10 protein-coding genes and 1 pseudogene are annotated in these 13,559 nt (G+C 63.7%); 2 read left to right on the top strand and 9 right to left on the bottom strand.

Annotation, left to right across the window (positions count from 1 at the left end):
• Positions 1-114: 114 nt before the first annotated feature.
• Positions 115-483, top strand: coding sequence for a hypothetical protein (locus ACESY8_RS13675; RefSeq protein ID WP_054339018.1), 369 nt, complete (start codon positions 115-117; stop codon positions 481-483).
• A gap of 46 nt (positions 484-529) precedes the next feature.
• Here ACESY8_RS13675 and ACESY8_RS13670 read toward each other — a convergent pair whose 3' ends face one another.
• From ACESY8_RS13670 to ACESY8_RS13645, 6 genes are all read right to left on the bottom strand, one after another.
• Positions 530-4,141, bottom strand: a complete 3,612-nt coding sequence (locus tag ACESY8_RS13670; protein ID WP_054339017.1) for an S-layer homology domain-containing protein — start codon at positions 4,139-4,141, stop codon at positions 530-532.
• A gap of 230 nt (positions 4,142-4,371) precedes the next feature.
• On the bottom strand, positions 4,372-5,913 hold the full coding sequence (locus tag ACESY8_RS13665; protein WP_054339016.1) for an O-antigen ligase family protein: 1,542 nt from the start codon (positions 5,911-5,913) through the stop codon (positions 4,372-4,374).
• 21 nt (positions 5,914-5,934) lie between these two features.
• Positions 5,935-7,041 carry a glycosyltransferase family 4 protein gene (locus ACESY8_RS13660; protein ID WP_035298988.1) on the bottom strand — a complete coding sequence of 369 codons (1,107 nt, stop codon included), beginning with the start codon at positions 7,039-7,041 and terminating at the stop codon, positions 5,935-5,937.
• 80 nt (positions 7,042-7,121) lie between these two features.
• Positions 7,122-7,745: a helix-turn-helix transcriptional regulator gene (locus ACESY8_RS13655; protein ID WP_009260117.1), complete on the bottom strand. Its 624-nt coding sequence runs from the start codon at positions 7,743-7,745 to the stop codon at positions 7,122-7,124.
• Between the two features lie 136 nt (positions 7,746-7,881).
• The gene (locus ACESY8_RS13650) at positions 7,882-8,340 is read right to left on the bottom strand and encodes a GNAT family N-acetyltransferase (protein ID WP_009260116.1); all 459 of its coding nucleotides are present in this window, start codon (positions 8,338-8,340) and stop codon (positions 7,882-7,884) included.
• A 3-nt stretch (positions 8,341-8,343) separates the two neighbouring features.
• Entirely contained in the window at positions 8,344-10,782 is a 2,439-nt protein-coding gene (locus ACESY8_RS13645) for a cation-translocating P-type ATPase (protein WP_055179582.1), read from the bottom strand.
• 174 nt (positions 10,783-10,956) lie between these two features.
• Here ACESY8_RS13645 and ACESY8_RS13640 point away from each other — a divergent pair, with 174 nt between their 5' ends.
• The gene (locus ACESY8_RS13640; RefSeq protein WP_007490787.1) at positions 10,957-11,232 is read left to right on the top strand and encodes a hypothetical protein; all 276 of its coding nucleotides are present in this window, start codon (positions 10,957-10,959) and stop codon (positions 11,230-11,232) included.
• Positions 11,233-11,285: 53 nt separating this feature from the next.
• On the opposite strand, the gene ACESY8_RS13635 is transcribed toward ACESY8_RS13640, so the two are convergent.
• From ACESY8_RS13635 to ACESY8_RS13625, 3 genes and pseudogenes are all read right to left on the bottom strand, one after another.
• Entirely contained in the window at positions 11,286-12,230 is a 945-nt protein-coding gene (locus ACESY8_RS13635) for an ROK family protein (protein ID WP_009260114.1), read from the bottom strand.
• 75 nt (positions 12,231-12,305) lie between these two features.
• A complete protein-coding gene (locus tag ACESY8_RS13630) occupies positions 12,306-13,379 on the bottom strand; it encodes a lysylphosphatidylglycerol synthase transmembrane domain-containing protein (protein ID WP_009260113.1) in 1,074 nt (357 codons plus the stop codon).
• A pseudogene (locus tag ACESY8_RS13625) lies at positions 13,376-13,559 on the bottom strand (MGDG synthase family glycosyltransferase); the annotation flags it as partial. The pseudogene ACESY8_RS13625 and the gene ACESY8_RS13630, both read right to left, overlap by 4 nt.

Here is a 13,559-nt window from a genome sequence, read left to right as displayed (position 1 = left end):
CATGTAGGGGCGGGTGCCCACACCCGCCCGCAGGCCGTTCGGCAGGACAAGGCCCCCGCGTCCGGCGGTACGCCGTGCGCGGGGGTGTTTTTATCTCCAGAGGAGGTAATCAGAATGGCAAATTATACACAGTACTATCACCTGCACCAGTGGGAGCCGGAGGACAGCTTCCTCCGCACGGACTTCAACGGAGATCTTTCGGCCATTGACGCCGCGCTGCTGGGGCTTGAGCGGGACAAATGCCGCGCAGCCATCGGGCGGTACACAGGGGATGGGGAGCTGAGCTACACGGTATCGCTGGGCGCAAGACCCAAGCTGGCTGTGGTGGACAACACTTCATCCTTTTCCTCCGGCTATGAGCTGGGGCTGGATGGAATGAATGAGCGGAGCGTGATTATTACGGAAGATGGGTTCCGGGTGAACGGTTCTCCCCACGGCCTGAACCAGGAGGGGACGCTGTACCGCTATTATGCGTTCCTGTAGACAAAGAAAACCCCCGGGCCCAAAGGCCCGGGGGTTTTGCGTATCCTTACTGGAAGGTCACGCCGGTGGTATCAATGGTAACGGTGTAGCTGGGAGTAGCAACACTGCCGCCGCTTTCCTTGACCGTGTAGTGGTCAGCATCAACGGTGAACGCGCCAGTGGAGCTCTCAAACACCTCAAGGGTGATGGGCTCGCCGTCGTCGCAGACCAGCAGGGTATACTCGATGGCAGTACCGGCCGGAGTGACGTTGGCGGCACCGGCTTTCACAAAGCTGTCGCCATGCTTCCAGGCAGTGGGGACATCCTCACCGCCCTCGGTGGCGCAGGTGATCAGGGCATTGTTGGTCTGACGGACCGCACGATAGGTAGTGCTCGGATCCACAGGCAGGGTGATGGTGAGGGTGGTGAGCTTCATACCATTCTGGGGCGTGATTCCGTTGAACAGGCCACCGCCCAGGGAACCGTTGGCCAGACCGGTGCTGGTATCCTTCACATCCTCAGCCACGGGGCCGACCGTGGTGTCGCCCACGGTGTCAACCACAACGTCCTGCACCTCGTCGGTGACAGTGTAGCTCATGGCATAGAAGGTGGTCTCACTGTTGCCGCGCTTCACGTCGACCTTAGTGATACCCTGGCTGCTGCTATAGACCTTGACAACCTCATAGCCCAGCTTTTCGAAGGAGTCGACCAGCAGATCCTCCATGTCCATAACAGTGGCATCCTCCGCGTTCAGGAACGCGAAATGATACTTGTTGGGGCCGCTGGTGAAGATCTTGACGCCCAGCTTATCGTTGGAGGGCTTGCCGGGCTTGTTGTTGCCGGTGGGGTCCTCAGTCAGGTAGCTCTTCACGATGAAGGCGGCCTTCACGACGTTGTCATCGTCGTACACCACATAGCCGTACTGGCCGTCCTGGAAGGTGGTGCCGGTCGCGGTCTCGTCGTCCACGTCGGTATTGTCGATGTCGTAGATCAGCTCGTCATTCTTGTTGGCCAGACGGACAGGGCTCTGCAGCTTGGTCATGTCGAGCCACTCGTTATCCTTGCCGGGATTCTGGATGGCGTTGTTGGTGGTAGCGTCGGTATAGACGTTGACATAGCGGCTGCTGGTGACTTTCACGTAGCCCTTAGCCACGGTGCCAGCGGCGGGATTGTTGAAGGAAGCCAGGTTCTTGGAGTCCATGTCCATGGTCTGGACGATACCGTCGGTATTGCTCAGGACGGAGCGCAGATTGTCCTCGGACTTGACCTCTTCCATGGTGCCGTCCTCGTGGATGACGGTGTAGTAGAAGTAGTCATTGTAGACATTGAACTCGGGCATCACGAAGACATAGTCATCGTCGCCGAACTTGGCCTGGGTGGTGTAGAGGACAACCACATCGGCCACGTCGCTCTTATACAGGTCGACGATGCTCACCTTGACATTGCTGTTGTCAATGCCTCCATTGCCGGTGCCAGCCGAAGCAATCTTCTTAGCCATGCTGTCGTAGCCCACGGCCACGGAGCCGTCCTTGCCGTTGTAGTAGTACACGATGGTGTCGGCGTCGATGCCGAAGGTGCCGGTAGGATCGCCCACGCCCGTAGCGTTGGTCTTGATCTCCACATCGCCCTTGGAGATGTCAGCACTCAGCATCTCCTGACCAGCGGCGAAGAAGCCAGACGTGCCAGAAGTATAGTTCGGCTTCTTGGTAGCGTCAACCACATCGCCCACGGTCAGCTCGGGCAGGTCGATGGTCATCTTGTCGTCAGCGTTAATGCTGTAGGCAACCAGGTTGCCGGCCGCAGCACCGGCAGCGGGGTAGGTCTTGCCGACGCCGCCGCCGTCGTCAGTACCCAGGAACGTCTTCAGTGCCTCGGCGGCTTCCTCGGTGGTGTCGAGGGCGGAATTGTTCTCGTCCTTCCAGCTCTTTACGGAGTTATCCCAGTTCAGCTCGTAGGTCTTGGTGGTGCCGTCGGGCAGCAGAACCTTGACCTGGCCGCTGGTGTTCAGCATGTTGGTGGAGAATGCGGAGTCCAGAACCAGAGCGTAGTTCTTGGCGGCCGCCTCAACCTCCTCGAAGGCGATCACGTTGCCGTAGTCGTCCAGGTAGAAGTTGTAGGAGGTCTCAAACTGCACGCCATTGGCCTTGTCACATTCGGTCACGTCGAACTTGACGACCTCGGTGCGGGCGTTGGTCTCCAGCTCATCGGCCTTGTACTTCTCGCCGCCGACGGTCATGTACTTCTCGGTGCCCTTCACGTTGAAGTGCTCCATCTCGCCAGTGACAACCTCGGGCTTCTCCAGGTAGGTGCGGCCGCCGTACTGGACGTACAGGACCACGTCCTCCTTGGCCATGTCCTCGTAGCCCACGACATCCTTATTGTCCAGGGTGCCCAGGGTGCGGACGGTCACGGTCTCCTTCTTGGAGTTGACGGAGGTGATGTCGGCCAGAGCCTTCTCCACGGACAGGACGTAATCAACCTCACCGTCGCCGTTGTTGTCGATGATGGTCAGGGTAGCGCCCTTCACGTTGGCGGTCTTGTCGCCATACTTCTCGGTGGTGTTGGGGATGTACTTGCCGGAGTTGTAGTTCCAGAAATACTTGGCGTCCTTGTCGGTCAGGCCGTTCTCGCCCAGCAGCTTGTCATAGTCCACCTGGGGGTCCTTCGCGCCGCTGTAGAGCACGGTCTCGCCGGTGGTGACGACAGTGTTCACGTCGGAGACCACGGGGTCGCCGTACACGGTGGAGTCAGCCAGGATAGTGGTCTTCTTGATATACAGGTTGACGGTCTTGCCCAGCATGTCAACGGGAGTGCTGACATTGAAGGTCTGGGTCTTGAGGGAGGCGTCCTCCTTGCTCACGGTGGTGTTGCCGGTGGTGGAGAAGATGCCCTCGCCGTTGTAGATGGTGGTCTTGCCCTCCTTCAGGGCGGCGTCGCCGTCATCGGAAGCCAGGGAAGCCCACTCGTTGGCCACAACAACGCCCTGCACCTTGATCACGCCGTACTTGTCGGCCAGGATGGTGCGGTGGTCGCTGTAAGCGATGGGGTAGTTGTTGGTGGTGTAGCTCTGGATCATCTCCACGTCCAGGGCGTTGTAGATCAGCAGGGCCGCGTCATCCCGGTTCAGGGGAGCGGACAGATCCTTGGTGAAGCCCTCGAAGATGCCCTGCTCGTCGGCGCGGACGGACACGTTGATGGCCCAGTCGGCGCCCTCAAAGCCCTCGATAGCGGGGTCGTAGCCCACGGCCACCAGCAGCATCTTGGCCGCCTCCAGGGCGGTCACGGTGGCGGAGGGGTCAAACTTGCCGTTGCCGCGGCCGGCGATGATGCCGGTGGTGTAGCAGTAGTTGATGTGACCCTTGGCCCAGTTGGTGTTCACGTCCACCAGGCCGGAGTTGACGCTCTGGTACAGAGCGCTGTTGTCCACGCCCTTGTTCATGATGACGGAGAGCATCTTCGCCATCTGAGCGCGGTCAACATTTTCGGTAGGACCATAGGAGCCGTCGGGCTTGCCCTCGATGATGCCGAGGGAAACCAGCATGGAAACGGCATCCTTGTTTACAATCTCGTCCTTATCGGTGAGATTGTTGTAGCTCGCAGCGGAGGCGGAGACAACCATCATGCCAACCAGCATGATCGCCGCCAGAGCCAGGCTGAGAGCCCGCTTGAGGTTTCTCATTTGGATTTCCTCCTTCTGAATTTTGAGCCAGAGGGGCGTATGACGCCCCTTGCAAGCCATGAAAAAGGAGGGATTCCCCCCACATGCAGTTCCAAATGGCACAAAAGAGCGGCAAAAAGTGGCGTTGGTAGACATCTGGTAGACACGCCGGGCATGCCAAGCGCAAAAAGAGCCCGGAACCGCAACGGTTCCGGGCTCTTTTTGGTAGACATTTGGTAGACATTTTCCTCTTACGCCGCCTGCTTGTCCTGCTCCATACGCACCAGCTTGATACAGGCGCCGATGACACCGAACAGGAACCAGTAGGTAAACATATTGCGGGGGTAATACCAGGTGTACTCCGCCACGCCAATGACCAGTATACCGCAGAAGGCGCCAATGGCGGCGGCCATCATCCGCTTCACCCGGGGGTCCAGGGCGGCACAGAAGCTTTTCACACCCGACTTCAGTTGATAGAGCAGCAGAGACAGGTAGGCCAGCAGACCGAGTATACCCGTCTCTCCCCACATCTGGAGATAATTGTTGTGGGTATGAACCGGATAGGAGCCGTCGAAGTTGGTGGGATAGGTCTGGAAGACCTTCTTCATTACATCGGTGCCCAGGCCAACGCCCCTCGCCCAGTAGTCCTCCATCAGGTTCCTGGTAGTCTCATAGATGCCGAAACGGTACTGAACCGAACTATCCTCTCCGGCGTTGAAGATGGTGAGGATGCGGTTGTAGATGGTCTCGGGCAGGAAGGGGATGGCGGCCAGACCCACCAGCAGGAAGACCGGCACCCAGCGCCAGTTCAGCAGGGCCAGGAAGACCAGCACTGCCCCGGCCAGGCCGATCCAACTGGCGCGGCCGTAGGTTGCCCCGATGGCCACCAGCCCCCCCCCCAGGGAGAGCAGGGAAAGGAGCTTCCCCCGCCAGCGGGAATTGAGGAAGAGAGCCAGGTTCAGGGGCAGGAGCATGGCCAACTGCTCGGCAAAGTTGTTGGGGTTGTCAAAGAAGGAGTAGACCCGGCCCGGCATGCCCTGATTGAGGTTCATATCCTGCTGGGAAGCCACGATATCCACGCCGATATAGCTCTGATAGCAGCCGTAGAGGGCGGCCACCGAGAGGCCCAGCACCGCCAGGGCCACCATGAGCTGGAGCTGCTCATACTTGCGCACCATGCTGACCACCAGCAGCACCAGCAAAAAGCCGGTCAGGTGGAAGGCGAAGAAGCGCAGGGAGAGGCGGGTGGACAGGGAGCCCGCCAGGGCGATACAGATAAAGGCCATATAGAGCGTCATATAGGGCCCCAGGGTGTCCAGCTCCAGCCGGTGTTTGGGGCGCGAGGCACTGCCCACCACAAAAAGCCCGGTGAGGGCTACCGCACCCATCAGGCCGTAGACGTTGTTCCACATAGCATGGGGAGTCATGAGCATGACCATCATGAACAGTCCCAGGAAGAGGAAGGAGGCCCCGCCCAGCGCCCCTATCAGGCGGCAGAACAGACTGGCGTCCCACACCCGTTTTCCCGCCCGGTAGACGGCCTTGAAAAGGGCGCAGGGGATGTTGATGATGGCGGTAAACAGGCGGCAAGCGATGCTGTGGGGCCACGCCCTGGGGATGCGGCCCTCCCGCCAGACGAAGGTACAGATGGCGCTGTTCTCCGCCTGCCGGAGAAACCATCCCTCCAGCCGGTCGCAGGCCCGCCCCAGGGCACTGTTGGCGGCCGCGTTCTTCAAGCACAGCCACAGGGACAGGAAAAAGCGGACAAAGAGGCTGTTTTCAGTAATAGACATAAAAAATAATACTCCTAGCAATCAATCGTGGAGGGCTTTTTCATACACGCCGTAAGTGGCCCTGGCCATTTTGTGGATTTCAAACTTGTCCTCGATGGTCCTGCGCGCGTTCTCCCGGCACCGGGCTGCGAAAGCCGGGTCCTCCAGAAAGCACTTCATAGCCACGGCCATGGAGTCGGGGTTATCGTACTCCACCAGCATGCCGCACCCTGCCTCGTCGTTGACGATGTCGGAGTTGCCCCCCATGTCGGTGGCGATGACAGGCAGCCCGGCGGCCATGGCCTCGATAATGAGGAAGGACAGGGCCTCGTGCTGGGAGGAGTTGACGTACAGATCCGCTCCCTTATAGAGGTTCTTGATGTCCTTGCGGAAGCCGATAAACTTCACGCAGTCCTCCAGCCCCAGCTCCTGTACCTGGGCTTTTGTAGGCTCCAGCAGGGGGCCGTCCCCGGCCAGCACCAGGGTGAAGGGCACGGCGCACAGCTCGGTGAGCCGCTTGACCGAGTCAATGAGGTACTTGTGTCCCTTGTCCCCAGCAAACCGGGAGGCGCACAGCATGACGAAGCGGCTGTCGTCCAGCCCCAGCTCGGCGCGGAGGGTGGACTGGCTGCGGTCTCCCGCCCAGGCATCCAGATCCACGGCGTTGAAGATGACCTGGATGCGGTCGGCGCTCCAGCCGTTGGCGACGAGCTGCTCCTTCCCCTTGTTGCACACGGCGATCATCTGATCCTGCCGCCGGTCCATGATGCGGTTGGAGAAGCGGGTCACGAAGTCGTTGGCCAGGACAAAATGGTTGGTATAGACCACGCGGATTTTTTTATTGTACTTCTTGGCCAGCAGGGCGGTGTAGTGCTCCCGCAGATAGTGGCAGTGAACCAGGTCGATGTCCCACTCGGCGCAGAGCTTCGCCAGTTCACGGGCGGCCTTTTTGTCGAAGCGGCGGCGCATCTCCACCCGGCGGCAGGGCACGCCCATGGCCTCCAGCCGCTCCACCAGCAGCCCACCCTCGTTGTAGGCGAAGAAGGGCTGCACCAGCCCGTCGGTGGAGAGATACTTCACCAGGGTCTCCACGTACCGCTCGGTTCCCGCCTTGCCTGCGAAATTCAACAGATAGAGTACCTTCAGCATGAAGAATACCCCCTTTATCCAAAGAGTAAGCGCGGAGCCATGCCCCGCGCCTTTCATTTTACCGGAAAACACCCGGGAAATCAACCCGCTTTTCGCCCCCAGCCGCAGAAGATCAGACCCCCGCAGAGCAGATAAGGGATGGCGGACTCATGAAGGGCCACAAGGGCCCCGTGCACAGGCAACAGCAGCACGCCCAGAAGAAGCAGGGCCGCGCAGCCCGCCCCCGCCCAGAACAGGGCACGCCGGAGTGCCAGCCGCCGGGGGCGGAGCTCCCGCCAGATAGAGACCAGGGCGCACACCGCCATTCCCAGCAGCAGATTCAGGGCGGGCCAGAGCAGCAGCCAGCCCGCCGCAGAGTAGTCATATTTATCGTACATCGCCTCAAGCGCCGGGAGCGCCCAGAGCTGGTAGGCCAGCCACAGCGCCGCCCAGACGGCCCACAGCGCCCCGGCGGTAACCGTGCGCCTCCGCCGGTTTGCCGGGGCCGCCGCTCCCTCCGCCGGCCGGGGACCATAGAGCAGCTCGTCCACGCCGACCCCCAGAAGCTCCGCCGCGGAGAGGAGTATCTCCAGCTCGGGCAGGTTCCGGTTCCGCTCCCAGTTGCTCACCGCCTGCCGGGTCACGTGGAGCCGGGCGGCCAGCTCCTCCTGGGTCAGCCCCCTCTGCCGCCGCAGACACTTCAGATTGCGGGCGATGTCGTGCATACGCCTCCCCCCTCTCCCCTCCATCGTAGCAGAGAACCTCCCGTTTGTCACGCAAGGCCCGCTTGCACGGGGAAAAACGGCGGCGGGGCGGGCCTGCCAGAACGCGGCAAAAGCGGCGCGTCAGGGATGCCGCGCCCTACACAGGGCGGGAAGGCGGCGGGCATGACCGCTCCATGACAAAGTTGGTGAGGAGCACCCCCCGGCGCTCCACCTGCTGCTCCTTCACCACATGCCAGCCCCGCCGCTCAAAGAAGGGCCGGGCGGTGATGGAGGCATGGGTGATGCGGGCGGCGGGGAGGGCGTCGCAGAGGGCGGAGGCCACCCCCCTCCCCTGCCAGTCCCTGTGGACATAGAGGCGGTCCAGGTAGCCGTCCGGCCCGAGATCGGCAAAGCCGACGATCACGCCTCCCTCCACCGCCACCCGGGTGTCGTGGGCGCGGAAGGAGGCGTCCCAGGCGGCCAGCTCCACCCGGCCATCCGCCCAAGCGTCGAGCTGCTCGGGGCTGTAGTCCCGGGCGTTGACGGCGTGAACCGTTTGATAAAACAGCTCCGCCAAGGCCGGGCAGTCGGAGCTGCGGTAGGGGCGAATGTGCATGCGTTACCTCCGTTTCCGCAGATGCCGCCCACGGTTCAGCAGGCGCTCCCCCTGGTCGAAGAGGCCCAACATGAAGCGCATGATGGAGTAGGCCAGCCCCAGGAACACCAGCAGCACCAGGAAGGCCTGCGTACCCAGGGGGCTGAGGCCGAAGCTGCCACCGAAGCCGAGGATTGTCACCGCCGAGGAGCCCGCCATGGCCCCCCACAGCACCCGCCGCTTCCAGTCAAAGGGCTTGCACACCTCATAGAGCACCATGATGCCGATGACGATGAGGAGGATCGCCGACATGGTGGACAGCTCCGCCTCGCTGAAGCCGAAGGTGAGGAAGAAGACCTCCACCCCCAGCACCACGAACAGGTCGGTCAGTCCGCCGGGCAGGGCGGCGCGGAACACGTTGGACAGGAACTTGCCCTTTACCAGACTGTGGTTGGGCTCCAGGGCCAGGAAGAAGGAGGGCACGCCGATGGTGACGGCGCTGAGCAGGGAGAGCTGGAGGGGGGTGACCGGATAGGGGAAGGTGGCGAACAGGGAGATGAGGGCCAGCAGGAAGGAGAAGATATTCTTCACCAGATAGAGAGCGGCGGCCCGCTGGATGTTGTTGATGACCCGCCGCCCCTCGGCCACCACCTTGGGCATGGCGGAGAAGTCGGAGTTGAGGAGCACGAGCTGGGCGGCGTGGCAGGCGGCGTCGGAGCCGGAGGCCATGGCGATGCCGCAGTCGGCGTCCTTGAGGGCCAGCACGTCGTTGACACCGTCGCCGGTCATGGCCACGGTGTGGCCCTGCCGCTGGAGGGCGCGCACCAGCTTGCGCTTCTGGTTGGGGGTGACCCGGCCGAAGACGGTGTACTCCCGCACCGCGCGGGCGATGTCCTCATCGGAGCGGAGGGTGGCGGCGTCCACGTACTTCTCCGCCCCCTCGATGCCCGCCTGGCGGGCCACCTCGGAGACGGTGACAGGGTTGTCGCCGGAGATGACCTTCACGGCCACCCCCTGCTCGGCGAAGTAGCGGAAGGTCTTGGGGGCCGCCGGGCGGATGCGGTTGGACAGGGCCACCAGGGCCATGGGGGACACCCGCCGGGGGTCCAGCCCCTTCTGATCGGGCACCCCGCCGTACTCGGCCACCAGCAGCACCCGGTAGCCCTTCTCTGACCAGGGGTCCACCGCCTCCTTCAGATCGGCGTAGCGGTTCCCCATGATGAACTCCGGGGCGCCCACCACGAAGGCGCCGTGGCCGGGGAACACCGCCGCGCTCCACTTGGTGGCGGAGGTGAAGGGGATGGTCTGGGCGGCGTGCCACAGGGACTTGCCGTGGAATTTCTGGGCCATGGCCCGGGCGGTGTCGTTGTCCGCCTCCATGGACTGGTAAAAGGCGTTAAGGGTCTCGGTGACCACAGTCTCGGCGTACTTCTCCTCGTCCAGGTACACCACCTCCCCTACCTCCATGTGGGGCTCGGTGATGGTGCCCGTCTTGTCTACGCACAGAACGTCCACCCGGGCCAGGGTCTCGATGCAGTTCATATCCTGGGCCAGCACCTTGCCCTGGGCCAGGCGAATCATGCTCACCGCCAGGGCCACGCTGGTCAGCAGGTAGAGCCCCTCGGGGATCATGCCGATGAGGGCGGCCACCATGGACACCACCGCCTCCTGGGCGGTGCGCTCCAGGAAGACGAACTCCTTGACGAACAGGGCCACGCCGATGGGGATGAGCAGGATGCCGATGATGCGGATGAGCTTGTCCAGGGAGGACATCATCTCGCTCTTGCCCACGGTGACATCCTTCTTGGCCTCCAGGGTGAGGCGGGCGGCGTAGGACTCCGCCCCCACCCGGTCCAGCCGGGCCCGGCAGCGGCCGGACACCACGAAGGCGCCGGAGAGCAGCTCGTCGCCGGGGGCCTTGGTGATGGCGTCGGCCTCGCCGGTGATGAGGGCCTCGTTGACCTGCACCTGGCCGGAGAGGACGGTGGCGTCGGCGGGGATCTGGTCGCCGGAGGCCAGCTCCGCCACGTCATCCCGCACCAGTTGGGCGGCGGGCACGGAGATCAGGTTCCCCTCCCGCACTACGTTGGCCCGGGGGGCGGCCAGCAGGTTGAGCTTGTCCACGGTCTGCTTGGAGCGGAGCTGCTGAACGATGCCAATGCCGGTATTGGCCACGGCGATGAGCAGAAAGAGCATGTCGTCGAAGGAGCCCACCGCCACCAGCAGGGCCGCCAGCACCACAAAGATGAAGTTGAAGAAGGTAAAGACGTTTTCGCGCACGATCTGCCCCACCGTCTTGGTGGGGGAGTCCACCGGGTCGTTTGCCCAGCCGTTCTGCTGCCGCTCTTTTACCTGGTGCAGGGTGAGCCCCTGCTCCGGATCGGGGCTGAGCCGGGCCACCTCCCGCCGGGGCTGGGGGGCCGGGACCTGCGCGGCCGGCTGCTTTGTGTGCTTGCGTTTCATGCTTCCGCCTCTGATTTCCTCAAAATTCGGTCCGATACCTCTGTAGTATAGTGGATCCCGCCGGGTGGGACAAGTACGCCCCCTCAAAATTTACCGTTTTTTCACATCCGAAGCAGCCTGCTGGTCTACCCGGCCCTATCCCCCGCTATACATGGAGAGAAGGAGGCGGCGCCTATGGAAACCAAACCGGACAAACAACAGACCGTCACCCGGCTGGCCCTGTGCGTGGTGGTTGCGGTGGCGCTCTACGCGGCGGCCGGGAAAGTCCCGCCCCTGGAGCCCTACCGTCCCTGGCTGGAGGAGCACAAGGTACAGGCCATCGCCATCACGGCGGCCATTCTGTTCGGGCTCTCCCTGCTCCTTTTCCCGCCGGAGGAGGGCGGGGCAGAGCCAGCGGCCCCGGAAGAGGGCCCCTGCGCCGGGTACGAAAGAACGGAGGACCTGCCGTAAGGGAGGTCCTCCGTTGACGTTGCGGCGCCGGAGCGGAGTTCAGCCCTGGAGCTCTACCGGAACAGCGGCAGCAACGCCGCGCCAATGAGGCCCGCGTCGTTGCCCAGGGCCGCCCGTACCAGCCGGGTGCGGTGGAGGTTGTTGCGCGCGTAGTCCTCCCGGTTGAGGATGTAGCGCACCGGGGCCATCAGGGTCTCCCCCTGGGCGGAGGGGCCGCCGCCGATGCAGATGACCTCCGGCTGGAAGATGTTGACCAGGCTGGCCACCCCGCAGCCCAGGTAGTCCACATACTCGTCGATGACCTTGCCCGCGGCGGGATCGCCCTGGGCGGCGGCGTCAAAAGGAGTGCGGCCGTTGACCCCCTCCAGACTCCCCGCCAGCTCCCACAGCCTGGAGGTGCGGTCCTCCTCCATCACCTGGCGGGTGCGCTTGATGAGGGCGGTGGCGGAGCAGTAGGCCTCGAAGCAGCCCCGGCGTCCGCAGGTGCACAGCCGCCCGCCGTGCTCGATGACGAAGTGGCCGATCTCCATGCCCGCGTAATTGAAGCCGGTGTAGAGCTTCCCGTTGAGGATTGCGCCGCCCCCCACGCCGGTGCCCAGGGTGACGGCCACCATGGACTGGCTGCCCTTGCCAGCGCCCGCGGCGTACTCCCCCAGGGCAGCGGCGTTGGCGTCGTTCTCCAGCAGGATCTCCTTGTCCAGCCGCGCCTTCATCAGGGCGGTGATGGGCACATTGGTGAAGTCCAGATTGGACCAGTATTTGATCACGCCGGTGTCCGGCTCAATGGCGCCGGGAGCGCCGATGCCCACCGATACCACCTCGTCCAGCGCCGTGCCGGCGGCCTCCGCCGCCCCGCGGGCGGCCGCGGCCATCTGGTCGGCCACCGCCTCCGCCCCTCTCGGGGTGGGCAGGCTCACCTTGCCCAGGATGGTCCCCTCGCTGTCCACCACGGCGGCGGCCACGTTGGTGCCGCCCAGATCAATTCCCAAATACTTCATAGCTTGCCCCTCCTGCGTGAAACGTATTCACATTATAATGCAGGACGGGCCGCCGCACAAGAGGCAAAACGGCGCTCAGGTGACAACTGTGCCCCGGGCGGTCTTAGGGAGCCGGGGGGACACCGCCACAGGCTGCCGGTTCCGGGTGCGCAGGTGCACCAGCAGCGTGACGCAGCCGCTGAGCAGCAGGAAGGAATAGAAGCTGATGCCTCGGGAGACCAGCACCGCCGGGGTCACCAGTCCGGCGCCGAAGAAGAGCCGCATGGCCGCCACAAAGCCGCCCTCGGAGGCGCCCACCGCCCCGGGCAGGGGCAGGGAGGCCACCGCCAGGGTGACCAGGGCCTGGGTGCCGATGATGTCCAGCGCCCCGCTGCCGGTCAGGCCGAAGGCGTGGTACACCACCAGCGGGACGGAAAACAGGGCGGTGAGCTGGCAGAAGGTGAGGCCCAGCAGAGCAGGCACCAGGGCGGGGTTGCGCCTGACGCAGTCCGCCCCCCGGCGGTACTCCTCCATCTGCTTCTCCAGCTTCTCCCTGGCCTCCTCCGGGCGGCGGACCAGACGGACGCGCACCAGCAGGCTCAGTACGCCGCCAGTGAGCCTTCTGGCCGCATTGGGCAGGAACATGAGGCAGAGCATCCCCGCCGTCAGCGCGCCGTTGACCACCGCGCCGAACAGCAGGAGCAGGCCCAGCCCGCCCCCCAGGTTGGCCACCAGATCAAAGCGGAGCAGCGCCACCGCCAGGGCGTAGCCGATGACCACCACCTGATAACACACGGCGATGAGCATCATGTTGAGGGCCCCGTGGGCGGCGGGCACGCCGTCCCTGGACATGTAGTAGATCTGGGCGGGCTGTCCGCCGGTGGCCGACGGGGTGATGGAGCTGACATAGAAGCCCACGAAGGAGTAGCCCAGGCAGCGGCGCAGGGGGGCCCGGTGGCCCAGCCGTCCCAGGATCAGGTGGGAGCACGTGGCCTCACACCCCACGAAGGCCAGCATGAGAGCCAGCCCCAGCAGCAGCCAGCCGGGCCTGAGCTGGCCCAGGGTGTGGAGCAGCCGGGTGACGGGCTGGTCCCTGAACAGCAGCCAGCCGGTGAGGGCCATCAGCGCCGCGATCAGGCCGATCCCCACCAAGGACTTTTTCCGGTTCATCCGACGCGTACCCCCTTCTCGGCCTCCAGGCCCGCCAGCATGCGGTTGAGGCTCTCCTCCTCCAACTGTCCCTTCATGGCCCGCATGTTGCCCGCCATCCACTCCAGCGTCTCGTCGTCGTAGATCAGCGCGCGAATGGCGGACAGGCACTCCTCGGGCTCCTTGGCCGCTACGCGGCCA

It is taken from the genome of Clostridium sp. ATCC BAA-442, assembly GCF_964239415.1.
In the GTDB taxonomy this organism is placed as follows: domain Bacteria; phylum Bacillota; class Clostridia; order Oscillospirales; family Oscillospiraceae; genus Flavonifractor; species Flavonifractor plautii.
This window is presented reverse-complemented; position numbering and strand designations above follow the sequence as displayed.